The 26,281-nt window shown below is 73.0% G+C and carries 23 protein-coding genes; 11 read left to right on the forward strand and 12 right to left on the reverse strand.

Translation table 11 applies throughout. The annotated features are described in order from the left end of the window. Window positions 1-251 precede the first annotated feature (251 nt). Window positions 252-422 carry a hypothetical protein gene (locus tag CLV70_RS39990; protein WP_158277906.1) on the forward strand — a complete coding sequence of 57 codons (171 nt, stop codon included), beginning with the start codon at window positions 252-254 and terminating at the stop codon, window positions 420-422. A gap of 106 nt (window positions 423-528) precedes the next feature. On the opposite strand, the gene CLV70_RS34960 is transcribed toward CLV70_RS39990, so the two are convergent. From CLV70_RS34960 to CLV70_RS34970, 3 genes are all read right to left on the reverse strand, one after another. Then, window positions 529-1,461, reverse strand: a complete 933-nt coding sequence (locus CLV70_RS34960) for a S1 family peptidase (RefSeq protein WP_106130908.1) — start codon at window positions 1,459-1,461, stop codon at window positions 529-531. A 331-nt stretch (window positions 1,462-1,792) separates the two neighbouring features. After that, the gene (locus tag CLV70_RS34965; RefSeq protein ID WP_211304010.1) at window positions 1,793-2,689 is read right to left on the reverse strand and encodes a S1 family peptidase; all 897 of its coding nucleotides are present in this window, start codon (window positions 2,687-2,689) and stop codon (window positions 1,793-1,795) included. A gap of 382 nt (window positions 2,690-3,071) precedes the next feature. Continuing rightward, window positions 3,072-4,091 carry a zinc-dependent alcohol dehydrogenase family protein gene (locus tag CLV70_RS34970; protein WP_106130909.1) on the reverse strand — a complete coding sequence of 340 codons (1,020 nt, stop codon included), beginning with the start codon at window positions 4,089-4,091 and terminating at the stop codon, window positions 3,072-3,074. Between the two features lie 155 nt (window positions 4,092-4,246). On the opposite strand from CLV70_RS34970, the gene CLV70_RS34975 reads away from it, so the two are divergent. Continuing rightward, window positions 4,247-5,158, forward strand: coding sequence for a helix-turn-helix transcriptional regulator (locus tag CLV70_RS34975; RefSeq protein ID WP_106130910.1), 912 nt, complete (start codon window positions 4,247-4,249; stop codon window positions 5,156-5,158). 8 nt (window positions 5,159-5,166) lie between these two features. On the opposite strand, the gene CLV70_RS34980 is transcribed toward CLV70_RS34975, so the two are convergent. Together CLV70_RS34980 and CLV70_RS34985 are read right to left on the reverse strand one after the other, a co-directional pair. Then, on the reverse strand, window positions 5,167-5,592 hold the full coding sequence (locus tag CLV70_RS34980) for a type II toxin-antitoxin system VapC family toxin (protein WP_106130911.1): 426 nt from the start codon (window positions 5,590-5,592) through the stop codon (window positions 5,167-5,169). Continuing rightward, a complete protein-coding gene (locus CLV70_RS34985) occupies window positions 5,589-5,840 on the reverse strand; it encodes a FitA-like ribbon-helix-helix domain-containing protein (protein ID WP_106130912.1) in 252 nt (83 codons plus the stop codon). The genes CLV70_RS34980 and CLV70_RS34985 overlap by 4 nt, the downstream gene beginning before the upstream one ends. Before the next feature lie 121 nt (window positions 5,841-5,961). On the opposite strand from CLV70_RS34985, the gene CLV70_RS34990 reads away from it, so the two are divergent. Then, window positions 5,962-7,209 carry an FAD-dependent monooxygenase gene (locus tag CLV70_RS34990; protein ID WP_106130913.1) on the forward strand — a complete coding sequence of 416 codons (1,248 nt, stop codon included), beginning with the start codon at window positions 5,962-5,964 and terminating at the stop codon, window positions 7,207-7,209. Window positions 7,210-7,249: 40 nt separating this feature from the next. Here the strand turns inward: CLV70_RS34990 and CLV70_RS34995 are convergent, their stop codons facing one another. Together CLV70_RS34995 and CLV70_RS35000 are read right to left on the reverse strand one after the other, a co-directional pair. Next, window positions 7,250-8,479 carry an alpha/beta hydrolase family protein gene (locus CLV70_RS34995; protein ID WP_106130914.1) on the reverse strand — a complete coding sequence of 410 codons (1,230 nt, stop codon included), beginning with the start codon at window positions 8,477-8,479 and terminating at the stop codon, window positions 7,250-7,252. Window positions 8,480-8,613: 134 nt separating this feature from the next. Continuing rightward, window positions 8,614-9,843, reverse strand: a complete 1,230-nt coding sequence (locus CLV70_RS35000) for a serine hydrolase domain-containing protein (RefSeq protein WP_106130915.1) — start codon at window positions 9,841-9,843, stop codon at window positions 8,614-8,616. Window positions 9,844-10,016: 173 nt separating this feature from the next. On the opposite strand from CLV70_RS35000, the gene CLV70_RS35005 reads away from it, so the two are divergent. From CLV70_RS35005 to CLV70_RS35020, 4 genes are all read left to right on the forward strand, one after another. Then, complete coding sequence (locus tag CLV70_RS35005; protein WP_106130916.1) at window positions 10,017-10,253, forward strand: TM2 domain-containing protein; 237 nt, start codon at window positions 10,017-10,019, stop codon at window positions 10,251-10,253. A 135-nt stretch (window positions 10,254-10,388) separates the two neighbouring features. Then, window positions 10,389-11,165 carry an ABC transporter ATP-binding protein gene (locus CLV70_RS35010; protein ID WP_106130955.1) on the forward strand — a complete coding sequence of 259 codons (777 nt, stop codon included), beginning with the start codon at window positions 10,389-10,391 and terminating at the stop codon, window positions 11,163-11,165. A 6-nt stretch (window positions 11,166-11,171) separates the two neighbouring features. Beyond that, a complete protein-coding gene (locus CLV70_RS35015) occupies window positions 11,172-11,933 on the forward strand; it encodes an ABC transporter permease (RefSeq protein WP_106130917.1) in 762 nt (253 codons plus the stop codon). A 17-nt stretch (window positions 11,934-11,950) separates the two neighbouring features. After that, entirely contained in the window at window positions 11,951-12,733 is a 783-nt protein-coding gene (locus CLV70_RS35020; protein WP_106130918.1) for a MerR family transcriptional regulator, read from the forward strand. Here the strand turns inward: CLV70_RS35020 and CLV70_RS35025 are convergent, their stop codons facing one another. From CLV70_RS35025 to CLV70_RS35045, 5 genes are read right to left on the reverse strand one after another with little or no spacing between them, the layout of a single operon-like run. Then, window positions 12,734-14,557 carry a vWA domain-containing protein gene (locus CLV70_RS35025; RefSeq protein ID WP_106130919.1) on the reverse strand — a complete coding sequence of 608 codons (1,824 nt, stop codon included), beginning with the start codon at window positions 14,555-14,557 and terminating at the stop codon, window positions 12,734-12,736. Beyond that, window positions 14,554-15,789 carry a KH domain-containing protein gene (locus CLV70_RS35030; RefSeq protein ID WP_106130920.1) on the reverse strand — a complete coding sequence of 412 codons (1,236 nt, stop codon included), beginning with the start codon at window positions 15,787-15,789 and terminating at the stop codon, window positions 14,554-14,556. The genes CLV70_RS35025 and CLV70_RS35030 overlap by 4 nt, the downstream gene beginning before the upstream one ends. After that, complete coding sequence (locus tag CLV70_RS35035; RefSeq protein ID WP_106130921.1) at window positions 15,786-17,531, reverse strand: glutamate--cysteine ligase family protein; 1,746 nt, start codon at window positions 17,529-17,531, stop codon at window positions 15,786-15,788. Before CLV70_RS35035 ends, CLV70_RS35030 begins: the two co-directional genes overlap by 4 nt. A 31-nt stretch (window positions 17,532-17,562) precedes the next feature. Continuing rightward, window positions 17,563-18,909, reverse strand: a complete 1,347-nt coding sequence (locus CLV70_RS35040; protein WP_106130922.1) for a caspase family protein — start codon at window positions 18,907-18,909, stop codon at window positions 17,563-17,565. Then, window positions 18,906-19,349 (reverse strand): effector-associated constant component EACC1, encoded by a 444-nt coding sequence (locus CLV70_RS35045; RefSeq protein ID WP_106130923.1) that lies wholly within the window; start codon window positions 19,347-19,349, stop codon window positions 18,906-18,908. Before CLV70_RS35045 ends, CLV70_RS35040 begins: the two co-directional genes overlap by 4 nt. 132 nt (window positions 19,350-19,481) lie before the next feature. Here CLV70_RS35045 and CLV70_RS35050 point away from each other — a divergent pair, with 132 nt between their 5' ends. The 4 genes from CLV70_RS35050 to CLV70_RS35065 all read left to right on the forward strand — a co-directional run bounded on the left by CLV70_RS35050 (window position 19,482) and on the right by CLV70_RS35065 (window position 26,255). Further along, the gene (locus CLV70_RS35050; RefSeq protein WP_106130924.1) at window positions 19,482-21,236 is read left to right on the forward strand and encodes a putative baseplate assembly protein; all 1,755 of its coding nucleotides are present in this window, start codon (window positions 19,482-19,484) and stop codon (window positions 21,234-21,236) included. Between the two features lie 230 nt (window positions 21,237-21,466). Next, window positions 21,467-22,213 carry a nucleotidyl cyclase domain-containing protein gene (locus CLV70_RS39995; RefSeq protein ID WP_106130925.1) on the forward strand — a complete coding sequence of 249 codons (747 nt, stop codon included), beginning with the start codon at window positions 21,467-21,469 and terminating at the stop codon, window positions 22,211-22,213. Window positions 22,214-22,407: 194 nt separating this feature from the next. Further along, the gene (locus CLV70_RS35060; protein ID WP_158277907.1) at window positions 22,408-24,519 is read left to right on the forward strand and encodes a hypothetical protein; all 2,112 of its coding nucleotides are present in this window, start codon (window positions 22,408-22,410) and stop codon (window positions 24,517-24,519) included. After that, window positions 24,516-26,255, forward strand: coding sequence for a vWA domain-containing protein (locus CLV70_RS35065; RefSeq protein WP_106130927.1), 1,740 nt, complete (start codon window positions 24,516-24,518; stop codon window positions 26,253-26,255). The genes CLV70_RS35060 and CLV70_RS35065 overlap by 4 nt, the downstream gene beginning before the upstream one ends. Window positions 26,256-26,281: the final 26 nt, after the last annotated feature.

The raw sequence follows: 26,281 nt of genomic DNA on the forward strand, positions 1-26,281 counted from the left end.
GATTCCGCAACCCCGAAAACCAGCGGCTACGCACCCGCACCGCCACCACCCGCCGACACCGCGGACACCTCAACCCCGCTTAACTTCGAAGAGCCTCTATGGCGATGCGAGCTCCGATGGCGAGTCGGCGTGGGACAATTCTGGCGGAACGGGGCTCGTTCCTGCTTGCGTGCGGTCGTTGTTCTGGCCATGTCGGGAGCGAAGCGCCGCACACACCGGTCGCGGTGGTACGGGAGCCGGGGACTGCATCTTTGTCGGCGGAAGATTGCCGGCAGGCGGTCGCCGCCGTGGCCGCCATGATTCACGAGTGGTGGTCGGGCGGCCATGGCCGCAGCTTCGATGCTGTTCGCGGGTCGGATCCGTCGGACGACGCTGCGGCGGAGCTCTTTGACTACGGCAGCGACCTTCGGCAGATCGCCTGAATCGGACCGCTCAGGGCCCGGTCCGGAGGCCGCCTCAAGCGCATGGCGCGGGGGCGCCCGCCGGGCCTGGTCGGTCACCGTGGCGGGCGCCCCTCGGGGTGGGTGGTTATGCGGCCGGGAGGTACCAGTTCTGGCTCTGGGCCGACGCCTTCGCTGCCGACGGGGCGGCCGGCGTGGCGCCCGGAGCTGCCGGCGGGACCGTGCCGGTGCTCATCACCTCGTACATCCAGCTGCGGTAGTACGTCGCGTCCGTGAAGATTGCCGGGCCGATGCCGCACGCGCCTGTCGTGGGGCGGGACAGGGTGCCGATGAGCTGCCAGCGACCCTGGATCTTCTGCATGAGGGGGCCGCCGCCGTCTCCGACGCAGATGCCGTCGGTGCCGTTCACGTTGGCGACGCAGATGTCGCCCTCGCTGATGCCGAATTCGTCCGGGCTCGCGCAGCGCTCGGACGGCAGGAGCCGGGTGTCGAGTTCCTGGAGCGTGGTGGGCGCGGGGCCCTCGCCGTTCGGCTCGGTGAGGCCGAAGCCGAGCATCCGGGCCACCGCGCCGTCGTTCTGGAGGCGGGTGGCGATCTCGATGTGCTGCAGCTGGACGTAGGTGTCGAGGCGGAGCATGGCGATGTCCGCGACCCGGCCCGTGCCGGTGGCCCAGTCCCATTCGGCGTGCGGCAAGACCGCCGTCACGCCGACGGACGCGCCGCCGGTGGTCCGATCGTTCGAGCCGACGCGCAGGCGCAACCTCTCCGGCGACACGGGCGATCCGTCCTGGGAGGTGACGCAGTGCGCGGCCGTGACCGCCCAGCGCCGCGATACGAGGGTGGCGCCACAACCGTGCTCGAAGTCGTCTCCGTGGGCGAACTGGAGGGAGATCATCGCCGGGTAGGACTCGGTGGCCTCGTGCCCGCCGACGATGTTGGCCGACACGTCGCCGCCGGGTCCGGCCGCGTACGCCGTACCGGAAGCGGACGCGGCGAGCGTGACCGCGACCGTGAGCGCGGTGAACGTCTTCGTCCACCTTCGGATGCTGGTGCTGGACATTCTGTTCCTCCGTAAGAGTTGAGGGTCCCGGTTGTGTCATCGGCCGCGGAGAGATAGTCGGATGAGAATGCGGAAATCGCCTCTCGCATTTACCGACGTTGCCGCCTTGTTGAACCGGGGTCTCACGCTCGCAGGAGACGGCGCGCGGGTCGTCCTGCCGTCGCAGGCCGGTTCGTACCGCGAACGCAGTATCTTGCGGCGCCGGCATTTCGGCGTCGGAGTCCACATTGCACAGCGGTGACCCGACGACGGACGGTCCGCGCCGGGGCGGCCCCGCGGCGCCCGCCGGGCCTGGCCGGTCACCGTGGCGGGCGCCCCTCGGGGTGGGTGGTTATGCGGCCGGGAGGTACCAGTTCTGGATCTGGGCCGATGCCTTCGCTGCCGACGGGGCGGCCGGCGTGACCCCGGGCGCGGGCGGCGGGACCGTGCCGGTGCGCATCACTTCGTACATCCAGCCGCGGTAGTACGTCGCGTCCGTGAAGATCGCCGGGCCGGTGCCGCAGCCGTTCGTGGCGCGTGACACGCCGCCGACGAGCTGCCAGCGACCCCGGATCTTCTGCATCGCGGGGCCGCCGCTGTCTCCACTGCAGATGCCGTCGGTGCCGTTCACGTTGGCGACGCAGATCTCGCCCTCGCTGATCGTCAACCCCGGGTACTCGCAACGTTCGGCGGGCAGGAGCCAGGTGTCGAGTTCCTGGAGCGTGATGGGCAGGGTGCCGCCCGGCTGGGTGTGGCCGAAGCCGATCACCCGGGTCACCGCCCCGCCGTATCGGACCCGGTTGGCGACCTCGATGCGCTGCTCCTGAACGGGGGTGTCGAGGCGGAGCATGGCGATGTCCGCTACCCGGCCGGTCCCGGTGGCCCAGTCCCATTCGGCGTGCGGCAACACCGCCGTCACGCCGGCAAATGTGCCGCCGGTGGTCCGATCGTTCGAGCCGATGCGCAGGTGGAACGTCTCCGGCGGCACGGGCGACCCGTCCTGCGAGGTGACGCAGTGCGCGTTCGTGACCGCCCACTGCCGCGACACGAGGCTCGCGCCGCAGATGTGCGCAGTTCCGTCTCCCCAGGTGATCTGGAGGGAGATCATTGCCGGGTAGGACTCGGTGGCCTCGTGCCCGCCGACGATGGTGGCCGACACGTCGCCGCCGGGCCCGGCCGCGTACGCCGTACCGGAGACGGACGCGGCAAGCGTGACCGCGACCGTGAGCGCGGCGAACGTCTTCGCCACCGCCGGATGCTGATGCCGGACCCTCGATTCCGGTTCCCCCGGTCCGGAGACCCCTGCGCGACCGATACGTGCTCATCGATACTCATGATCCGATGGTCTGCGCTCCCCCGCCTGAAACCCACCGATAGCCGGACGCCTCCTACCGGAAACCCGCCAAGTGCCCGACGCGGGCCGCGGCGTCACGGACCGGACTCTCGAGCGGCGCGCGACGGCCCGAGATGCGCAACGGGCTCACGAGAACGGTGCTCGCCGGGAGGGGCGCCAGGGTTACGTCGCCGCGTGACCCGCCCGGCAGGGAAGCGGGGCGGGTCGTTGCGATTCGGGCGGCGGACGCACCCGGGCCGGCGGATCTGCGGGCCGGCGGATCTGCGGGCCGGCGGGTTCAGAGGGTCAGGAGGACCTTGGTGGCGGCGCGCTTGTCCATGGCGTCGTAGCCTTCGGCCGCCCGGTCGAAGGGCAGAGCCAGATCAAAGACCTTGCCCGGGTCGATCGTACGGTTCCAGATGAGGTTGATCAGTTCGGGCAGGAAGCGGCGGACCGGGGCCGGGCCGCCGTGGAGGTGGACGCCGGACATGAAGAGTTCGTTGCCGGGCAGCGCCACGTCGTGGGAGACGCCGACGTAGCCGACGTGGCCGCCGGGGCGGGTGGCGTGGATGGCCTGCATCATGGCTTCCTGGGTGCCGACCGCCTCGATCACGCTGTGGGCGCCGAGGCCGCCGGTCAGGTCCTTGATTCTGTCGACGCCGGCGGGGCCGCGTTCCTCGACGATGTCCGTGGCGCCGAAATACCGGGCCAGGGCCTGGCGGTCGGCGTGGCGGCTGAAGGCGATGATGCGTTCGGCGCCGAGGTGGCGAGCCGCGAGGACGCCGAGCAGGCCGACCGCGCCGTCGCCGACGACCGCGACGGTCTTGCCGGGGCCCGCCTCGGCGGCGACCGCGGCGAACCAGCCGGTGCCGAGGACGTCGGACGCCGCCAGCAGCGACGGGATCAGGTCCGGGGCGGGGTGGCCGGGGGTCGCGACGAGGGTGCCGTCGGCGAGGGGGATGCGGGCGAGTTCCGACTGGGTGCCGAGGGCGCCCATCAGGACGCGGTGCACGCAGTACGCCTGGTAGCCCGCGCGGCAGATCTCACAGGTGTTGTCCGAGGCGAAGAACGAGCCGACCACGAAGTCGCCGACCTTGATCGTGTGCACCCGCGACCCGACCTCCGTCACGACGCCGACGTACTCGTGGCCCATGACCTGATGGTCGACCGGCTCGGCACCGCGGTACGGCCACAGGTCGCTGCCGCAGATGCAGGTCGCGGACAGCCGGATGATCGCGTCGGTCGGCTCGATGATCCTGGGGTCGTCACGCTCCTCGACCCGTACGTCCCCCGGCTTGTACATGACGACTCCACGCATGCGTGCTCCTGTCACCGTTTCGTTCCGGCCGGCGTACCCGGCCGGAACCGAGTCAACACGCCGCCCGGCGGGCCGGGGAGTCACTGTGCATGGGTGTACTGACAGGGCACCCCTGGCCGGCCTCGCCCACCGGCGGCGCGGCCTACGCTCGGGACATGGACAACCGTTGCGAGGTACGGGAGTTCCTGACCACGCGTCGGGCCCGGCTGACCCCCGTACAGGCGGGGCTTCCGCCGACCGGCGGCCGCCGCGTCCCCGGCCTGCGCCGCAGCGAGGTCGCCACCCTCGCGGGGCTGAGCGTCGAGTACTACGCCCGGCTCGAACGGGGTCAGATCGCCGGTGCGTCGTCCGGCGTCCTGGAGGCCCTGGTACGCGCGCTTCAGCTCGACGACACCGAACGCGCGCACCTGTTCGACCTGGCCCGCGCCGCGGACGGCATCCCGGCCTCGGGGCGTCCCCGGCGCCGCGCCGCCGGCAAGGCCGCGTCCCGGCCGAGCCTGCGATGGACCCTGGCGGCGATCACCGACGCCGTCGCCCTGGTACGGGACCCGCAGCAGAACCTGCTCGCCACCAACGCGCTCGGCCGCGCGTTCGCCGCACCGCTCATCGGCAGCGGCGGACGTACCCCGAATCTGGCCAGGTTTCAGTTTCTCGACCCGGCGTCCCGTGACTTCTATCCCGACTGGGACCGGTTCGCGGAGATGTGCGTCGGCATCATGCGCGCCGAGGCCGGCCGCGACCCGCACGACCGCGGGCTGCAGGACCTCGTCGGCGAGCTCGCCACCCGCAGCGAGACCTTCCGCCGCCTGTGGGCCGACCACAACGTCCGCACCCACGGCACCGGCACCAAGCGCTTCCGCCACCCCGTCGTCGGAGACCTCACCCTCGCGTACGAGGAACTCGCGCTCACCGCCGAACCGGGCCTCATCCTGCTGGTGTACACCGCCGAGCCCGGCTCACCCTCCGCCGAACGCCTCCGCCTCCTCGCCTCCTGGGCCGCCACCGACGAGGCCACGCCGCTCGACGGCGGCCTCCGCAACCCGGTCCGCGATGCCGAGGGCGCCTGATACGCAGGTCAGGCGGTTGCCGGGTGCCACGGGTCGATGAGGGCGACTCCCGTATCGACGAAATTCTTGATGTTGCGCGTGGCGAGGGTCGCGGCCTGAGATCGGCAGATGGCGGCGATCTGGCCGTCGAAGCCGCTGATCGGATTGCCGCCCGCCTCGCGGTCCGCGACCACGTCCGCGTAGGCGGTGGCCGCGGCGAGGTCGAAGGCCAGCACCTGGCGCGGGAAAGCGGCGAAGATCTCGTTCGCAGCCTGATGCAGGTCGTGCCTCCGGCGACCGTCCGGCAACCGCGCGATGCCGTAGCGGATCTCGGCCACAGTGACCGACGTGGTGTACAGGCCAGTGCTGGATGTCTGTTGCAGCCAGGCGAGCACGGCCGGCGCCGGAGCCGCACGCATGAGTTCGGAGACGACGTTGGTGTCGAGGACGATCATTGCTCGCCGAAGTCCGCTGCCCGCGGTGGGGTGGTCCGCGCCGGGGGTTCGAGTTCCACTCCGCCGAGTTGCGCGAACCGGTGGGTCAGCGCGCTGAACAGGTCTGTTCCCGGGTGCTCGTCCTCGGTGGCGGCCTTGGTGAGGATGAGGCGGATCTCGGCCTCCATGGAGCGGCCGTGCCGGGCGGCCCGAAGACGCAGTTTCTCTCTGACGGAGTCGTCGAGATCTCGGATGCTGAGGGCCGCCATGCCTTCTCCTCGCCACTACGACTGATAGCAATGCTAGCTCAGGAAGTGGTTGGCGGGTTTTCGGTAGAAGCCGTCCGGCTATCGGTGGGGCGCCAGCCGTGGGGGCGCCGACCATCGGGGCATGGGTATCGAAGAGAACGTATCGGTCGGAGCGGGACCGCGGGCCCGGGGGAAGCGTGCCCTGGTCGTCGGGCTGGGGGTCAGTGGGATCGCTACCGCGTTGCGGCTGCGGTCCGCCGGGTGGGAGCCGGTGATCGTCGAGCGGGCGGCCGGGCGCCGTACAGGTGGGTATTTCGTCGGGGTTTTCGGTGCGGGTCAGGCCGCCGCGCGGCGGCTCGGCATCCTGGATGCCATTCCCGACCGGTCGCCGGCGGACAGTGCCGACTTCGTGGTGACCCGGGGCGGGGATCGGCGGTCGGGGCTGGGGTTCACCGACTTCCCGGGCGAGCCTCGCGTCATGTTGCGGGGCGACGTCGAGCAGGGCGCGTTCGCCGCGCTGCCCGGCGATGTGGAGATCCGGTTCTCGACCACCCCGGTCCGCATCGAGCAGGACGTCTCCGGCGTCGATGTCACGCTGGAGCGGGCCGGCGCGAGCGCCACGGAGCGTTTCGACCTGGTGGTCGGTGCCGACGGCCTGCGGTCCACGGTACGGCGGCTGGTGTTCGGCCCGCACGAGCGGTTCCTGCACCGGCTCGGTTACATGATCGCGGCGTTCATGCTTCCGCACCCGATCGGTGGCATGGCCGGCCACGAGGGCGCCATGCTGCTCGAACCGGGCCGGTCGCTGCTGGTGCTGCCGTTCGCGGATCATGCGCCGACCGCGTTCTTCTCGTACCGCACCGCCGACGTCGACACGCAGTTCACGGGCCGGCCCATCGACCGGCTCCGGGCCGCGTACGCGCCCAGGCCCTACGGGCAGCTGCTCGGCGACGCGCTCGACGCGTTCGAGGCCACGGACGACTACCTCTTCGACACGGCCGAGCAGGTGCGGATGGACGCGTGGTCGAAGGGGCGGGTGGTGCTGGTCGGCGACGCCGCCTGGTGCGCGACCGTCTACTCCGGCATGGGGGTGTCCGCCGGCCTGGCCGGGGCCGACCTGCTCGGCACGATGCTGCAACGGCACGGCGACGCGGTGCTCCCGGCGCTGCGGGCGTGGGAGGACCATTTGCGTCCGCACATCGCGTCGTACCAGCGGACCGGTATCAAGCAGATCTCGCTGTTCACCCCCACGAGCCGGCGGCAGCTCGCGGGGCGGCGGGTCTTCGAGCTCGTCGATCGGCTTCCCGTGGTCGGCGCCGCGATCCGCCGGCGGCTCACCAACAGCGAGGACAACCTCGAGAAGGAACGCGACATCGCCTTCGTGGCATGAGGCGGAGCGGGCCGCCGGGGTGGCGGCCCGCACGTGCCCCTCAGCGGTGGGACTTCAGCCAGGCCTGGACCTCGGCGACGATCCGCGGGTCGGGCTCGCCGAGGTCGTCGCTGTACTTCGGGGCGACGTTCAGGGTGTGCACGACGCCCGGGTAGATGACGACCTTGTGGTCGCGGTTGCCGGCCGCGGCCACCGCGGCGTCGGCGACGAGCGCGCCGCGGGCCGGGGTGTCGAGGTCGTTCTCCCCGTTGAGCAGCAGCGTCGGGCCGGAGAAGCGGGGCAGCGCCTCGCTCACGGTCGGGAAGCGGCCGAGGTCGTTCAGGTAGTCGACCAGGGACTGGTCCAGGCCCGGGATGTTCGGGTACGCGTCGATGCCCGTCGCCTTGCGCAGCACCGGGCCGGCCTCGGCGTCGATCGCGATCCGGCCGTCGCGGTTCCGGTCCGTGGCGGCGCGCACCTTCCGGCCGTCGAGCAGGAGGGAGCGGAACTGGTCGGCGACCTCCTTCGGCTTGCCCAGCAGGCCCTCGGACGCCTCGACGGCGGTCAGCTGGCCGTCGCCGTTCAGGTCGAACTCGTCGTGCAGCTGGAGCAGCTGCCGGCCGTACACCTGGAAGGTGATCAGTTGCTTGATGGGCTTGCCGACGACGCTCATCGCGACCACGCCGGCCGGCTTCGGGATGCCGAAGCGCTTCGGCGCGGCGGCGAGGTTGGCGGCCACGTTGGTGCCCTCGCTGTGGCCGGCCAGGAAGATCCTCGCCGGGTCGACGGTCGCCGACTTGGCCGCGAACCGGATCGCGGCGGCGGCGTCCTTCTGGGTCCGGTCGTACGGGTTCTCCGGCGTCAGCTGAGCGGGATCGGTGCTGCGTACCGGCCCGATGTCGGTCACCCCGCGCTTGTTGAAGCGCAGGGTGGCGAAGCCCTCCCGGCTGGCGGCCTGCGCGAGCGGCACGAAGGTCGAGCCCTTGCCGCCGGGCAGCGTCTGGTTCATGTCGTTGCGCCCGCTGCCGTGCAGGAAGACGACCAGCGGCAGGCGGCCCGTGGCACCGCTCGGGCGGGTGAGCTCGGCGTTGGTGACCCAGCCCTTGCCGAAGTCGATCCGCACCTGCTCGCGGATGACGCCGTCCCAGCCTGAGGTGGCGGCGGCCGGACGGGGAGCCCCGGCGGCGGGGCTACTGTTCACATCGGCGTCGGCGACTCCCACGCCCACGGCAAGAACGGCCGCGGTGGCGAGACCGATCGTCAGATTGCTGTACTTCTTGTCGGTGGTCATGTCAGTGATCCCTTTCTGAGGCGCAGCCGGTGCCGCAGCCCGGGCGAGGGGCGCAGCCGGTGCCGGGCCCCCCGGGCGAGGGGCGCAGCCGGAGCCACGCCCCCGGGCGAAGGGGCGTGGCCGGGCGGTAAGGCTCAGCGGACGCCGCAGAGCGCGTGATCGATGAGGTCGAGGGCGATGTCGTGCTTCAACGGCTGCACACCGGCGGCCGGCACCGACTTGTCGGTGTTGAGGGAGACGGTGACGGCGCGGGAGCCGTCCCGCGTGACGCCGTTGCGGGTCCAGTAGCCCTCGATGCTGCCGCCGTGTCCCCACGAGCCGCCGCAGGAGTTGTCCACCCACATGATCCCGAGGCCGTAGCGCAGGCCGGGCAGCTGGGAGTGGTAGATCTCGGGCGTCGGCACCGTACGGAGCATCTCGCGGAGCTGGGCGGGCCGCAGGACCTTGCCCCTCATCAGGGCCTTGAGGAACTTGTTGCCGTCGTCGGTGGTGCTGATCATCTCGCCCGCGGCACCGCCGTAGGACGGGTTCAGGATCGTCGCGTCGACCTGCTCGCTCCAGTCCGGGTTCTCCTCGGTCGCGTTCGGGCCGGGGAACCGGGTGTAGCCGACCGCGTGCGGCTTCGGGACCGTCAGCTTGGTGCCCGGCAGGGACGTGTCCCGCAGGCCGAGCGGCGCGACGATCCGCTTCCGCACCTCGTGCTGCCAGGTGTGGCGGGTGACCTTCTCGATGATCATCCCGGCCAGGGTGTAGTTGGTGTTGGAGTAGCTCCACTCGGCGCCCGGCTTGAACTTGGGCGGGAATTTCATCGCCAAGGCGACGAGCTCCTTGTCGGTCCAGGAGTCGTACCGACCCTTCTGGAAGTTCGGCAGGGAGGTGTACGTATCCATGCCGTCGGTGTATTCGGGCAGGCCGCTCGTGTGCTGGAGGAGTTGGCGCACGGTGATCTTCCGGCCGTCGTTGCCGTTGCCCTCGACGACGCCGGGCAGGTAGCGGTCGACCTTGTCCTCGAGCGACACCTTGCGCTCGCCGACGAGCTGGAGCAGGGTCGCCGCCACGTACGACTTGGTGAAGCTGCCGATCCGGAACTTCGCGTTCCACGGGACCGGAGTGCGCTTCGCGAGGTCGCCGTACCCGCTGCGGACCGTTACGTTGCCGCGGGGGGTGTCCACCTCGGCGAGAACGCCGGGCATGCCGTACTTGAGCATCGCGTCCGCGTCGGCCTGCAGGGTGGCCTCCAGCGGCGGACGGTACTGGACCGGGGCCGGGCGGTGCTCGACGGAGGCCTGCGAAACGCCGACGCCGGCGAGGGCCGTACCGGCAACCGTCACGCCGGCGAGCAGTGCAACGAGTGATTTCTTCATGCCGCAAACGCTAGGGATCGCATCGACGCGAATCGTCACCCCGCGGTGGACAGTTGCGGGTCGCTCTCGAGAGGGATACGCAACGGAAACTCCGTGTGATCTTGCCTGGCGGTACCGGGTGCCGCTACCGTGCACCGGCTCACAAGCATCCATGAATGGGGAGACATAACGTCATGACCGCCACTCAGACCGCCGCCGGCACCGGCTCGAAGTCCTGGATCGTCACGCTGCTGCTCTGCTTCTTCCTGGGCGTGCTCGGCGTCCACCGCTTCTACGTCGGCAAGGTCGGCACGGGCATCCTCATGCTGATCACGTTCGGCGGCGGTTTCGGCATCTGGGCCCTGATCGACCTGATCATGATCGCGGTCGGCAAGTTCACCGACAAGCAGGGCCTCGCGCTCGCGCGCTGACCCGCGTACGGCATCGGCCGGGCGCCGGGGAAAAACTTCTCCGAGCGCCCGGATCGCCGGAGCCCGCCAGTGCGAGCCCGGCGCCCGGATCCGGGCTTGACCCTGACGCAGCGTCAGGGCTCCATGCTGGTCCGCATGAGCACATCCACGGCCGGCCCCGCGATTCAGGTACGGGGACTGGAGAAGTCGTACAAGGAGCTGCGCGTTCTGCGCGGCGTGGATTTCGAGGTGGCCCGGGGCAGCATCTTCGCGCTGCTCGGGTCGAACGGGGCCGGCAAGACCACGGTGGTGCGGATCCTCTCCACGCTGCTGAGAGCGGATGCCGGGGACGCGCGGGTGAACGGCTTCGACGTCGGGGCGCGCGCTGCGGACGTACGCGAATCCATCAGTTTGACCGGGCAGTTCGCCGCGGTGGACGAGATCCTCAGCGGGCGCGAGAACCTGGTCATGATCGCCCGGTTGCGGCACCTCCGGGAACCCGGCGCCGTCGCCGACGACCTGCTGCGCCGGTTCTCGCTGACCGAGGCCGGCGGCCGGCGGGTGGCGACCTATTCCGGCGGCATGCGACGCCGGCTGGACATCGCCATGAGCCTCATCGGGAATCCGCCGGTCATCTTCCTCGACGAGCCGACGACCGGCCTCGACCCGGAGGCCCGGATCGAGGTCTGGGACGCCGTCAAGGAGCTGGCTCGGGGCGGGACGACCGTGCTGCTCACCACCCAGTACCTGGACGAGGCCGAACAGCTCGCCGACCGGATCGCCATCCTGCATCGCGGCCGGATCATCGTCGACGGCACCCTCGCCGAACTCAAGCGGCTGCTGCCGCCGGCCGAGGTCGAGTACGTCGAGAAGCAGCCCTCCCTCGAAGACGTCTATTTCGCGGTTGTCGGCGACGCCGCCGAGAAGGAGTAGGACACCATGGCCACGCACTTCCTCGCCGACACCGCCGTCCTCACCGGGCGTACCCTGCGGCACGTCACCCGCAGCGTCGACACCATCGTCACGACCGCAGTCACGCCGATCGCGATGATGCTCCTCTTCGTCTACGTGTTCGGCGGCGCGATCGACACCGGAACCGTTCCGTACGTGAATTACATGCTGCCCGGAATCCTGCTCATCACCATCGCGTCGGGCATCGCCTACACCGCTTTCCGGCTGTTCACCGACATGCGGAGCGGCATCTTCGAACGGTTCCAGTCCATGCCGATCGCCCGCTCCGGCGTGCTGTGGGCGCACGTTCTGACGTCGATCGCCGCCATCGCGATCTCGCTCGTGCTGGTCGTCGGCGTCGCCCTGCTCATGGGCTTCCGCTCGGGTGCCGGGGTGCTGGACTGGCTCGCGGTCGCGGGGATCCTCCTGCTCTTCACCCTGGCCCTGACGTGGATCGCGGTCATCCCCGGCCTCACCGCGAAGACCCTCGACGGCGCGAGCGGGTTCTCGTACCCGCTGATCTTCCTGCCCTTCATCAGTTCGGCCTTCGTGCCCACCGCGTCGATGCCGGGCCCGGTGCGGTTCTTCGCCGAGCATCAGCCGGTGACCTCGATCGTCGACACGATCCGGAATCTCTTCACCGGGCAGCCGGTCGGCGGCGACATCTGGGTCGCCCTCGGCTGGTGCGCCGGCATCCTGGTGATCGCGTACGCCCTGGCCGACCTCACCTACCGCCGCCAGATCTCCTGAGCGGGCAGGATCGGAGCATGCTGACGATCGGTCAACTGGCGGCGTACGCCGGCGTCACGGTCCGGGCGGTGCGGCACTACCACCAGATCGGCCTGCTGCCGGAGCCGGACCGGGACGCGTCGGGCTACCGCCGCTACGGCACCGCCGCGGTCCTGTCCCTCATCAAGATCCGTACGCTCGCCGCCGCGGGGGTGCCGCTCTCCCACATCCGCCGGATGCTCGAGGCGGACCCGGCGGCGTTCGCCGAGGCGGTCCGGAAGATCGACGACGACCTGCGCGACGAGATCGAACGGCTGGAGACCAGCCGCAGGCAGATCGCGCAGCTCGCCGCCGGCGACAGCCTGGCGCTGCCGCCGGAGGTGGCCCACTACCTGGACCGGCTGCGGGCGCTCGGGGTGTCCGACGTGATGGTGCAGGGCGAGCGGGACGGCTGGATCCTGATCGCCGCGCGCTGGCCCGACCGCGTCCACGAGTGGATACCGGCGAAGCTGGCGGAACTCGAGGACCCGCAGGTGAGCGGGCTCTACCGGCTGCTGTCGGAGATCTTCGACAGCGACACCGGCGACGACGACCCCCGCCTGGTGGAGGTCGCCGACATCATGGCGGGCTTCGCCGACCGGGCGCTCGCCGCCGGTCAGACCGACTTCGACGAGGCGGCCCAGGACGACCTGCCGTTCGACCTCATGGACGCCCTGGCCGTCGAGGCCGACCCGCGGGTGCGGCGGCTCCAGGCGCTGATGCGCAAGCGTGGCTGGGCGCGCTGGACCCGCTTCGACCGCGTGCCGGAGAAGCCGGGCTGATCACTCGTACGAGTTGCCGGTGTACCAGTCCTCCTCGGACACCTCGGTGGCCGGGGCGCCGGCGCGGGCCGCCTCGCCCAGCGCGTCACGGACGTCGGTGAGCAGGGCGCACGCCGTCCGGGCGAGGTGGGTCTGCACCTCGAACCAGCCGCGGGCGTCGTCGTCGGCCGGCGGGGCGCCGTCGTCGCGCACCTGGCGGAGAGCCTGCCGGCGGCCGTCGGACGCCAGCGCCTCGAGCCGGCCGGCCAGGCCGGTCGGGCGGGGCTCGAAGATCTGCTCGAGCTGGCCGATCCATTCCTTGAGTTCCGTACGCGTCTGCGCCACCACCCCCAGCTCCCGGAACTGGTCGGCGTGCCGCGGCGGACGCAGGATGCGCAGGTCGGTGCGGGTGCCGGCGGCGGTGAGGCACTCGGCGTACAGGTCGCGGATCTCGTCGGCGGTGCGGGCGAACTCCGCCCGTTCCGCCGGGCCGACGCCGAGCTGACGGTGGGCCAGCGCCGCGAGGCCGGGTTGCACCGCGGGGAGCCGGCCGGCGTCGGCGGGCACCCCGATCCTGGTGGTGACGCCGCCGCCGAGGCTGCCGAAGTAGTCCTCCAGCACGTCCAGGCCACCGATCCGGCCGGGGTCGCCGCCGCCGACCTGCACCAGGTTGGTGAGCAGGCGGTGGTCCGGGACCATCCACGGCTCGTACGAGCCGCCGCGTTCCCGGTCGCACCACCGCTGGAACGCCTCCCGGTCGCTGATGCCGATGGCGTGCAGGCGTACGCCGGCGACCTGGCGCAGCTCGTCCATCAGCGAGACCGCGTCCCGGGTGACCTCGATCGCCTCGCCGGTGGCGTCGTCGCCCTTGGGGTTGAACTCGGCGCCGTCGCTGACCAGCACGATCAGCTGGTCGTTGCCGGGCACGCCGTGGCGGTGCAGCAACTCGGAGGCGAAGTGCAGGGCGCCGCCGATGTCGGTGTTCTGCGCCTGCGGCTGGAGGCGGGCGACGGCCGAGCGGAACGTCTGGGCCACCTCGGGCGCGCTGTCGGCGCTGACCTCGGCCATGCCCTCGGCCACCGGGAACATCACCTCGCACGCCGTGCCGAAGCGGATCAGGGCGATCCGCGACGGGCGCCCCGAGGTGGCCAGGCGGGCGTCGAGCAGGCGCAGCAGCGCCCGCTTCTGGGCGTCGGCCCGGGTGATGGTGCCGCCGCGGGTGGTGCCGAGCTGCCAGGCGTACGGGTCCTCGCCGCCGATCGCGGGCACGTCGGCCAGGTTCATCGAGCCGCTGCAGTCCGCCAGCACCACGATGTCGACGCCGGTGCGGCCGCTCTTGGCGTACAGGGAGAGCTCGGTGCCCCGGCCGATGCCGACGAGGCCGTCCAGGGACCAGCCGTCGCGCCCGGTCGCGGCCCTGACCCGGAACGGCATGCCCGCGACGGTGATCCAGGACGAGTCGTCGGCGTCCAGGAAGATCACCCGGCCGGCCAGGTCGGTGGCGCCGAGCACGGCCCGGGACAGGTCCTGCACCGAGCCGTCGGTCAGCGGTTCCAGCGTGATCCGGGCGGCCTCGACGGGGGCGGCCGGGGCCAGGGTCCACGCGGTCCGGTCGTCGGTGAGCATCAGGTCGGCGGCGAGCCCGGCGCCCACCGCCGCCATTCCGGACGGCAGCTCCGGCCGGGCGAAGATGCGCACGCCGGTGTGCCGGCCGCCGACCGTGAGCAGGCCGGCCGCGTCGCCGGCGAGGTCGCGATCGCTGACCGCGACCCGGTCGGCGTCGACCAGGCCCGGCCCGGGGACGATGACCAGGCGGTCCCGGTCGGAGCTCCAGCGGGGGTTCACAGCTTCTCCAGGTTGATCTGCAGGCCGATACGCTGCCGCAGCGCGTTGATGGTGGCGCCGCGCGAGCCGATGAACCGGCCCCGGAGGTCGTCGGGGACACGGACCCAGAGCTCACCCGCGTGCGGCTTGAAGATCGACAGGGAGATGCGCGGGACCATGTCGCCGTGGCCCAGGGCGGTGAGCGCCTCGCAGAGCCGCGCGAAGTGCCGCTGCCCGTCCCGTTCCGCGGCGATGGCGTCGGCGCGTTCCCGTTCCCAGCCCGCGCGGTGCTCGTCGATCAGGGCGGTCAGCGGCTGGTTCGCCCGCTCGGCCCGGTAGACCCGGTCGGCCGCGTCGTACAGCTGGGGAACGGTCAGCAGCCGCCGCTGCACGTTGATGAAGATGTGCTGGAACAGCGACAGGCGCGGCAACCGGGGTACACGTGACCTGCCCCGCCGCCGGCCGAGCGTGCCGCTGACGACCTGCCGCACGAGCTCGTCGGGGGCGAGCGCGGGCAGTTGCCGGTGGTGGGCGGGGCAGAGCACGAGGCCGCGGCGGCTGGGGCCGTACACCTGCCAGCGGAACGCGTGACCCGGGCAGACCTTGGTGCGGCAGGGGCCCGCCCCGGCGCCGAACTCGCACGAGAGGCTGCCGATGCTCCCGCACCCGCCGGTCGAGCAGGCCGGGAAGCGCCGGTCGTAGCACCCGCCGCAGTACGAGATCAGCTCGTCGCCCGGGTGCCGCCGCCGGTGCTGGTCGCACCACGCCTTCCCGCGGCCGCAGCCGGGGCCTGCGCACCAGAAGGTGGCCGTACGCCCGCACTCGCACCGCGGCACGTGCGCCGGGCACGTGGCCTTGGCGAACGACAGGTCGAGGATGACGACGTGGTCGTCGCAGACCCGCCGGCGGGTGTCCGTGGCGCCGCAGCCGGAGCAGAGGAAGGGACCGTAGCTGACCCTGCCCTCGTCGGCGCAGGGCCCGCAGCGGTAGAGCAGTTTCGGCCGCTCCAGCACCCCGCACACGGCGAACGTGGTGTCCGGGCCGGTCCAGCCCGCCAGGGCCGGGTCGGACTCCAGCACGACCGCGCCGATGACGCCGCCCGGGCGCCGTACGGTCACCGTCTGGTCAGGGCGCAGGTCCCGGCCGATCAGCTCGGGTTCGATCTCGGCCCACAGGCGGCGGGTGCCGTCCTCGTCGGACGGCGCCTCGCCGTACTCCCGCAGGTCCAGCATCAGCAGGACGGAGGGCCTCATCGCGCGTCCTCCACGGTGGTGTCGACCAGCAGCAACTCGATCGTGGCGCGCTGTCCGCCGGCGGGGTCGCGGTACGCCGCGTTGGTCAGCAGCAGCACCGCCAGCCCGTCCGGCGGACGCCGGAGACGGTCGCGGGCCGCGGCCACCGCGGCGTCCCGCCGGTCGCCGGGCACCTTGACGCAGAGCAGCGCGCGGCCGTCCTTTCCGGCCAGCCGCTGCACCTCGGCCGCCTGGCCCTGTTCCCAGTCGGCCGGCACGGCGGCCGCGTCGCGGGTCAGCGCCCGGCCGGGCCGCAGCGACCGGCGGACGGCCCTGGCCCGGTCCCCGGGCAGCTTGCGGAAGGCCGGCAGCAGGTCGGAGGGTCCGCCCTCCCGCGCGTACGCGGCCAGCGCCGCGGTGACCTCCCGGGCGGAGATCCCCTCGTCGCCCACCTTGGCGAACAGGTCGGCGGGCGACGGGCGGCTCCGCTGCTGCGGGACGGGCGCGCGCCGCGGCGGGGGCGGTCGCAGCCGGTCCGCCCAGTAGGTGCGGGCCAGCGACGTCGCGCCGGGGTACGCCTGCTGGTTCGCCGCGGTGACGTGGTCGCGGTCCAGCCAGGCGGCGTCGGCGAAGAACTCCGCCCGGTCGAGGTCGGCGCCGTCCTGCACCCATCGCCGCAGCAGGTCGCTCTCCTTGCGTACGGCCGAGGCGTGCGTACCCGCCAGGGTGAGCCCGAACGCGATCGGGGCCAGCTCGTCCGGCACCACGCGCATCGCCCGCAGGTGCGGCACGACGTGCTCGAGGAGGGCGAGCGCGCGGTCCCGGGCGGGCAGCGGACCGGCCGGCCGGTCGCGGTCGCCGCGGGAGCGATCGCCGCGGGACTGACCGCCGCGGGACTGGTCGGGGCGGCCGCGGCCGGGCTTCTGCTCCAGCGGGTCGAAGGTGGCGCCGAGGCCGGCCGAGATGGCCCGGGACCGGTTGCGGTCGAGCGCCGCCTGCGGCACTGCCGGCACCCGGCGCCCCTCGCGTTCCAGCTTGCGGGCGTCCACGGCGAGCGCCTGCACCAGCAGCGCGTGCGCGAGCACGGTGGCCGGCAGGAGCTGCGCGTCCACGCACCGCAGGACGACGTTGGGCACGGCGTCGTCGAGCCCGGCGGGGTTGACGTCCATCAGCTCCAGCCGGGGTACGCCCTCGTCGCGGCGCAGGCTGTCGCGGACCCGGCCGAGGTGGCGGGGGCCGGCCGAGGCGAGGTAGCGGGTGGACAGGTGGTCGCCGGAGTCGGCCAGCCGGCGCGAGCCCGCGTCGTGCACCCGGCCGCCGCCGAAGGACGCCTGCCCGGTCAGCGCGATGAGTTCGGGCACCCACGCCCGCAGCAGGTTGGCGCAGATCTCCCGTTGGGTGTCGGTGATCGTCTCGACGGCGTGCAGATCGGGACAGAGCCAGTCGCCCTGACCGCGGGCGCCGAGCCAGCCGCCCGGGACGAGCCGGCCGCCGGCGGCGCGTACGGCGGCGGAGAGCGCGGCGGTGCCCCCGGCGAGGGCCCGCCGCAGCCGCGCCCGCGCCACCGGGTCGGTCAGCCAGACCATGCCGCTGTCCAGCCAGACGGCGCCCGGCGCCCGGTCGCTGGTGTACGGGCGCAGCGGGCCCAGGTCGGGCCGGCGCAGCGCCGCCGCGATCACCGCGGCCGGGTCGTCGGCCACGACGACGAAGCCCTTGAGGATGCGGTGCCGCAACGGTCCGGTACGGGAGAAGCTGACGAGCATGAAGCCTCCGGAGGCGAGAACTGCGATCCGATCACCGATGCGGGGTCGCGGCCGCGGGCGGCGGAAGCCCGGACAGCCGTTCGCCGCCGAGTGCCGGCCAGGGCGGATCGTGCCGGGCGGCGAGCCGCCGGTACAGGGCGCGGGCGTCGTCGTGGCGCCCCGCCGCGCGCAGGGCGTCGCCCGCCTCGAGCGCCAGGGCGGGGTCGTCGAGGGTGGCGAGCGCCTGGCGGTAGTAGCCGAGACCCGCGGCGAGGGTGGCCGGGTCGGCGGCGAGCAGCCGGGCGAGGTCCCGGGCGGCGGCCGGCGACCAGCGCGGGTCGTCCAGCTCGACGGCCTCCCGCCAGGCCCGCACGGCCCGGCCGGGGTCGCCCATGGCGGCCAGCCGGGTGCCTCGCCGGTAGGCCGCCTCCGCGGTCCACCGGGGATCGCCGGACTCGATCACCTTCGCGTACGCCGCCACGGCCGTGGCGTCGTCCCCGCCCGCCGCCGCCAGCTCGCCCAGGTGCATGGCGGCGAGGGTCCCCCAGCCGCTGCCGTCCTCGCTGAGCCGGCGCAGGGACCGCACGGCCGCCACCCGGTTCGTCGACGCGAGCCGCAGCGCCTCCTTCAGCCGGTCGGCGGCGCGGGCGGGCTCCGGCGGCGCGGCGCGGAGGGTGCGCGTACGCCCGAGCGCCACCCGCCCCACGAGCTTGTTGCTGTACGTCGGCCGGGTCGCCCCCTCGGCCTTCATCCGCTCGTGCACGTAGCCGTAGAGGTCCTCGAGCAGCAGGTAGCCGTCCCGCCCGGTGGCCGCGCCGCGCAGCCCGGCGACCAGGTGCCCGGTGAACTGGCTGGGATGCCCGGGTGCGACCGCGTCGCGGCTGAGCCGGTCGCGCTGGGAGCTGGTCAGCGCCGCCACGCCCTTGCCGTCGAAGACGCCGCCGGAGTCGGCGCCCTTGAACCGGTAGTTGCCCGAGTGGCAGCAGTCGAGGACGACGACCTTGGCCGACGCGCGGCTGTCCTGGGCCTGCCGGGCCAGGTCCGAGGCGCTCATCGTGGTGCTCTGCACGGCACGCATCCGGGTGTCCTCGGCGCACAGGTACAGCTCGCCGTCGTCCGCGCGCCAGCCGTGCCCGGAGTAGTAGATCAGCAGCTGATCCCCGGGCTCTCCCTCGTCGAGGAAGATCTCGATCGCCTCCCGCATCCCCGAGATCGTCACGTTCTCGTGCACCATGACGTCCGCGGGGCGATGCAGGCCGCACTCCGGGTGCGTCAAAGCCTCCCGCAGCCGGTCCACGTCGATGGGCGGCCCGCTGAGCTCGGGCAGCAGCTCCGGCTCCCGCGGGAACCGCCAGTTGCCGAAGAGCAGGGCGCGGTAGCGCCGTTCCCCGGTGTTCATCCGCCGGCGGGCGGCAGCTCCGGCGGCGTGGTGTCGTCCCCGGAGGTTCCGTCGTCGGTCGTGTCGTCCCGGCCGAGGGCGGCCAGCATCGCCGCGCGCATCGATCCCTCGCTCATGCCCTGCCCGACCAGCTCCACGCTCCGCCGGCCGCCACCGTCCTCGAAGGTCAGCGTCACCCGCCGGGTGCTGCGGCCGTTCAGCCAGGTGAGCAGGACGGTGGTGGCCGCGCCGACCATGCCGGAACCGCCGAGCGCCAGGAGGATCTCCGTGGCCGCGCCCTTCTGGCCCGCCTCGGGCGGAAGCGGGCGCTGGCGGGCGTCGAGGTCGTTCGCCCGCAGCAGGGTCAGCAGCCGGCGGCTCTCCTCACCCCACTCCCAGTCGCCCGGCTCGAGCATGGTGTCCTCGGGAGTCAGCACCACCGGGAGGACGGATCTGGGCACGTAGCCTCACCCCACAGTCGACGGATCGAGCACCTGCGTGCTTACATCATCTGCGAGTGACTATTCCGGTCCCGTCGGTGATTCGACAGAACCCCTCAGCCCGGATTTTCGCGTCCAAAAGGTGGATATCGGATGACCGACCGGCGGCCTCTCTTCGATGATCGGCGCTTCGCCGACCTTCTCGATCAGGCCCGGGCGGAGCTTCGACGCCGGCTGACCGACGCCGGTACCGACCGTCCTATCAGTACGGACGAGGAGGCCCTGCTCGCCTCGGCGGCGCTGATCGTCGACCAGTTGCACGACCGGCTCGGCGCCCTCTCGGAGCGGCTGCGCCCACCCCTGCTGGAGCTGCTCGGCCTGCGCCCGCAGGGTCCGCGGGCCGCCACCACGCACGCCCGGCTCACCTTCGACATCCCGCTGACCGGCCCGCTGGAGATCCCCGCCGGCACCGAGCTCGGGTCCGGCGCCGGGGTCGCTCCCTTCACGACGGTGAATTCCGTACGGGTGAAACCCAATCGGGTGATCCACGTACGCGAGGAGCCGCCCGCCCTGCTGATCGGGCTCGCCGAACCGGCCGGGAGCACCACCGTCGAGCTGACCGGCGTGACCGCGGACGGCGCCGAGTTCTGGGACGGCCACGAGTGGCGGCCGTGCCGCCGGCGCAAGGTCCCCGGCGACGGGCTGTGGCTCGAGGTGCCGCCGGGCCATACCCGGCACGGCCCGGACGGGCAGGAGGCCGCGTGGCTGCGCCTGTCCGGCGGCCGGGCGACCGGGCAGCCGGGGGCGCGCACCGCCGAGGCCGTCGTGTTCGCCGTGCACGCCCGGCGCGTGGCCGAGGAGCCGCTCGGCATCAGCGACGGCACCGCCGGCCAGCGGTTCCGGCTGCGCGAGCGGCCCGCCGTCGTGCCCGGCCGCGATCCGGTGGTGCAGACGTCCACGGACGACGGCTGGCAGACCTGGCGGCCGGTGGAGTCGTTCGCGGCGAGCCGGCCCGGCGACCACCACGTCCGGTACGACGTCGCCGCCGGGGAGATCGCCTTCCCGCCCGCCGTGCCCGGTCCCGACGGGTCGCGCCACCCGGCCGGTGCCGTCCCCGGGCCCGGCGCGCTGGTCCGCATCCGCGGCTACTGGACCGGCGGCGGGGCGGTCGGCAACGTGCCCGCGGGTGGGCTGCACGAGCTGGGGTTGCCGCTGGCCGGCGTACGGGTGACGAACCCGTACCCGGCGCGGGGCGGCAGCGACGCGGAGTCCGAGGCGGACCTCTGGCAGCACGCGCCGCGCCTGCTCGCGGCCGGGGACCGGGCGGTCACCGAGGCCGACCACGAGGAGCTCGCCCGGCGGGCCGACGCGTCGCTGGCCCGGGTGCGGTGCGTCGCCGACCCGCAGTCCGGTGCGGTGCAACTCCTGCTCGTGGCAGCGCCGCCGGCCGCCCGCGCGGATCGGCCGTCGCTGGAGGATCTGCGGCCGTCGGGTGCCACGTTCGAGGCGGTCCGCGCCTATCTCGACGAGCGCCGGCTGCTGGCCGGCCGGCTGCACGTGATGCCGCCCGGCTACCAGGGCATCGAGGTGGACGCCGGGATCGTCGCGGTGGCCGGCGCCGACCGGCATGCCGTGCAGGCGGCGGTCACGGCCGCCCTCTACGCGTTCCTGCATCCGGTGACCGGCGGCGAGGACGGCACGGGCTGGCCGTTCGGCGAGGCGGTGCACGAATCGATGATCAAGAAGCTGCTCTTCTCGCTGAGCGGCGTCCAGGACTGCGTCCACCTCACCCTGACACCGGTCGATCCGGCGACGGGCGCGCAGAGTAAGGCCCAGCCGGTCATTCCGCTCATCCCGACGGCCCTGCCGCTTTCGGTCGGTCATCGCGTACGGATCGTCCAGGGCTGAGCCGGACCCACCAAAGGGGACGGACAAGTTGGTCTCGACAGAGTGAATCGTCATCCGATCATGCTCTCTGTCATGTTCTTGTAGCTGACAGCGAACTCGGCGTGGGCGCCCTAGGTTGATTCCACGGCACGCCCCGGATTACCGCGCAGCATGCCAGATGGCCTGTTCATCCGGGGGATCACTGCCCACAGTGCTATCCGGGATCGTCCTACTCTCTTGGAGGCACGCGCATGCCCGAACCGGCCTTCGGTGCCATCGCCCTCGTCGACGTGGAGGGCTTCGGCAAGCGGCCGAACCCCGTCCAGCGGCAGGTGCGCGCCGACCTGTACGAGGTGGTCCGCAACGCGCTGACCGAGGCCGGCCTGGACCCGTCCCGGATCGCCCAGGAGGACCGCGGCGACGGCATCCTGATGATCGACCCGGACGTGTCGGTGCTCCGGCTGGCCGGCCGGTTCGTCCGCGAGCTGGACGACGGACTGCGGGAGAAGGCGCGGACCAGCGCCCCGATCGCCCGGATCCGCCTGCGTGTGGCGGTGCACCAGGGCATGGTCGAACACGACGGCGAGGGCTGGGTCGGCACGGCAGTGAACACCACCGCCCGGCTCGTCGACGCGCCCCAGCTCAAGGCCGCGCTGACGGCCGGCGACCGGGCCAACCTCGCGCTCATCGTCTCGGGTCAGGTCTTCGAGGACGTGATCCGGCACGACTACCGGTCCGTCGACTCGTCGACCTTCGAACGGGTGACCATCGACGCGAAGGAGTTGTGTGCCGAGCCGGCCTGGATCCAGGTGCCCGGCTACTCGTACCCGCCGGGCGTCACCCCCGCCCCCGCGCCGGAGCCGCCGCCGCAGAAGGCGGAGCAGCCCGAGCGGAAGAAGAAGCGGCCGGCCCAGAGCGGAATCATCTTCAACGACTCCACCGTCGACGTGGCGGGCGACCTGGTCAACAAGAAGATCGTCAAGGGGGGTGGCCGATGACGGCACCCAATCCCGCACCGGCACCCGCGGCTGCCGCGCCGGCACCGGCACCCGCACCCGCCGCGCCCGCGCCGGCACCCGCGGCCCCGGCCGGCGGTCCGCCCCCGGCGCCCGACGGGGCCGCGGCCGGTGGCGCACCCGCGGCGCCCGACGCGAAGGGGGAAGCGTCTCCCCCGGCGCCCGAACAGAAGCCCGTGGCGGCCGACAGCGCCGGCGGCGCCGAGGTCAGAACGACCGTCGACTCGGCCGACCCGGACGCGTCCCGGGTCGAGGGCCGGGCCGGACGCCAGCGCCAGCGCAGCCGGGAGAACGCCCGGGTGAAGGTCGCGGGCGACATGGTCGGCGGCGACAAGCTGATGTTCGCCCTGGGCGACGCCGAGCCCGCCCCGCTGCGCCCGCTCGGCGCCTGGATGAGCGAGCCGGTCCGGCACGCCTTCGTCGCGCCGGAGGGCTGGGACGACGTCCGCGGCGCCGCGGGTGACCAGCGGGTGGTCGTCCTGCGCGCCGAGCCCGGGCACGGCAAGGTGGCCGCGGCGATCCGGCTGCTGCAGTCCCCGCCCGACCGGCGCATCTTCAACCTCGACCGCAACGTGGACCTGCACCGCCTCGGGCACTGGCTGGAGACCGACGCCAAGAGCGACGATCCGCTGCCGCGCTCGGCCGGTTTCCTGCTCTGCGAGCCGCTGTCCTGGGGGCAGGGCCTGGCCTGGATCCTCCAGCAGCTCGTGCCGATCCTGGACGCGATGGACGCGCGCCTGGTGCTCACCGTCAGCTCGGACGCCGCGCTCCCCGACCCCGAGCTCACCTCGTTCGTGGTGACCCTGCCGCCGCCCCGCGACCAGCGCACCGTCCTGGCCAAGCACCTCGCCTGGTCGCTCGGCCGGCCGCAGACCGCCGAACGGCTGCTGGCCGAGCCGGAGCTGTCCGCGTTCGTCGACCGGGTGTTCGCCGCCGACCACACCATGAAGGCCGCCGCCGACCTGGCCGTGATGATCGGCCAGGAGCTGGACGGCGCCACGGTGGACCTGCGGCGGCTGGAGCGCCGCTGGGCCGAGCGCGCCACCGAGGACTTCGAGATCTGGTTCGGCGGCCTGCCGGACGTGTCCACCCGCTGCCTGGCCATCGCGCTCGCGGTGCTCAACGGGCTGCCGTACGAGCGGGTGGTCTACGCCGCCGGCCTGCTCGCCGAGCGCCTCGACGGCCCGCCCGAGGGCGACGATCCCCGGCCGCCGTGGCGCGACCCGTTCGCCGCCACCCGGGGCGAGGTGCTGCGGCTGCTGCGCGCCCGGATCCGGTCGACGACCGTACGCGGCCCGTTCGGCGACGCCCCCGCCGAGGTGATGGAGTACGTCGCCGAGGACTACGCGTCGGCCGTGCTGACCCGGGTCTGGCGGGAGTACCGGATCCAGATGCCGCTCCTGGACTGGCTGCGCGACCTCGCCGAGAACCACTCCGAGGACGTCCGCATCTGGACCGCCACCGCCCTCGGCCTCTTCGCCACCCAGTCCTTCGACTACGTGTACCGGCTGTCCCTGGCGCCGATGGGCACCGACCAGAAGTTCTGGCTGCGCGACGTCGCCGCCAACGCGCTGAGCGTGCCCGCCGAGGACACCCGGCTGCGCCCGCTGGTCGAGGCCGTCACCACCGGCTGGTACGGCAACGAGAGCAACCGCCTCGGCCAGGCGACCGCCGCCCGCGTGTGGGGTGCGGCGCTGGGCGCGCACGCCCCGGACCGGGCGCTGAACGCGCTGGAACGGCTCACCACGATCGACGACCGCCGGGTGGCCAGCGGCATCGGCGACAGCATGGCCGACCTGCTGCTGGCCGACGAGGAGGGCAACGCCAAGCGGGTGCTGCACCGGGTCGGCAGCTGGCTGTTCGACGACCGGCGCGCGCTCACCGGCACGTTCGTCTTCCTGTGGCTGGCCGAGAACCTCACCGCCGAGCACCCCGCCGCGCCCACGGTCACCTGGCCGATGCTGCTGCTCCTCGCCGACCAGCGCGACGACCTGCGGCACCGGCTCGTCGAGATGTGGCACCGGGTGTTCCGGTCCGGGCTGCTGCCCGTCTCGGTCGCCCGGGTCCTGGACCGCTGGGCCGACCTGGCGGAGGCGGACGGGAACGTGCGCAGCGCCTACTCCCGGTCGATCGCCGCGCTGCCCGGCTCGGTCGGCCGCTTCGACCCCGTCGAGCAGCAGGTGCGCACGCACCTCACCCGGTGGCTCGCGCCCGACAACCTGCGGCCCAAGCCGCTGACCGCGTACGCGGTCGAAGCCGAACTCGCGAAGAGGAACGGGTCCCGATGACCAACTCCGTGCCGCTCATCCTCCAGCAGACGCCCGTCCAGCGGGGGTTCCGCCCCGAACCCGCGCGCAACCCCAGCGTCGCCGCCGTCTACGCGACCGGGACCGGTGAGCTGGTCTACTACGCCAGCCGCTCGATGACCCTCGGCGAGCGCTTCTTCACCAAGTGCCGCACCCGGTACGACGTCGACATCAGCGATCACCGCCGCACCGCCGAGCTGGCCAGCACGCCGCTGCGCACCCGCGACGGCCACTTCTTCATCGCCAAGGTCAGCGTCGGCTTCCGCGTGCACGACCCGTGCGAGGTGGTCCGGCGCGGCATCCGCGACGCCCTGCCCGTCGTCTACACGTACCTGAGCCGGGCCCTGGAGGGCGCCGTGTCCGGCTACGACGTCGGCGACCCGAGCGGGGCCGAGCGGGCCATCCGGGCGCTGTTCGCCAACCCCGTGCCGCTGCCCGACGGCATCACGGTCTTCGAGGTGGCGCCGCTGCTGCGGCCGGACGACGCGACGGCCGAGTACTTCCGCAAGCGGCGCGACACGCTGCGGGCCCTCGACACCGGCGCCGACGAGTACGCGCTGCGGGTGCAGGAGGAGAGGCAGCGCAACGAGCTCGCCGCGATGACCCAGGCCAGCCGGCTGCACGCGCTGGAGAAGGAGCGCGTCGCGCTGGGCGGGCGGGGCGTCACCGCCGCGGACATGGCCCGCGAGCACCTGATGCGCCATCCCGAGGACACCGAGAAGGTGACCCGGATGCTGCTGGAGCACGAGCAGGCCATGCTCCAGGCGCAGGACGTGCACAGCCAGCGCACCACCGAGTTCATCAAGTTCATGATGGACAACGGCGTGGTGCAGCCCGGGCAGTTCCAGCCCTTCGTGGAGGGTGCGGCGCGCGCGTACGGGCTGCCCGGCTCCGCCGGTGCGATCGCCGGGCCGGGCGCGTCGTCGTGGAACCAGCCTCCCGTCCTGCCGGCGCTGGGCTCGTCCTCGCCGGCCACGCCGCCCGCGCAGGCCGGCCCGCCGCCGCGCGAGCACGTCGTGCTGGAGCAGGACCCCGCCACCAAGGTGTGGGCGCCGTCCGACGGGGTGCAGCCGGTCTACCTGCTGGTCGACGAGTCCACCGAGGCCGCGGCGCACCTGGACGACCTCGGCACCGGCCTGCGCCGGCTCTTCGACGGCCTGCGCCAGGCGGCCGACATCGCGCCGGCCATCCGGCTCTCCGTGCTGGGGTACGCCGACCAGGTCGCCGCCCGGATGTCGATGGCACCGGTCGACGCGGCCACCTCGGTCCCGTGGCTGACCTCGCGGGGCGTGGCCAGCTACGCGAACGCGTTCGAGACGCTCTACGGCCGGATCGCGCCGGACGTGAGCACCCTCAAGGCGCAGGGCCTGACCGTACGGCGGCCGCTCGTGTTCCTGCTCGCGGCGGCTCCGGCGGCCGACGAGGGGGTCTGGCAGACGCCGTACGCCCGGCTGACCGACCCCGGCACCCACCCGTACGCGCCCAACATCGTGGCGTGCGGCGTGGGCGGCGCCTCGGCCGGCCTGATCGCCGCCATCGCCACCAAGCCCGAGTTCGGTTACGTGGCCGACGCCGGCGCCGATGTCCGCGCGGCCATCGGCGACTACTGGGACGCGTTGACGCGCTGCCTGGTCACGTACGGCCGGACCCTGCTGGCCGGCGCCCCCGACCTGGAGTTCGAGCTGCCGCCGCACTTCCACGTGGCGACGGCGTCCTGACCGCCGGTCATCGGCGGAAATCCCAC

Origin of the sequence: Pseudosporangium ferrugineum, assembly GCF_003002065.1 — a bacterium.
Lineage (GTDB): Bacteria > Actinomycetota > Actinomycetes > Mycobacteriales > Micromonosporaceae > Actinoplanes > Actinoplanes ferrugineus_A.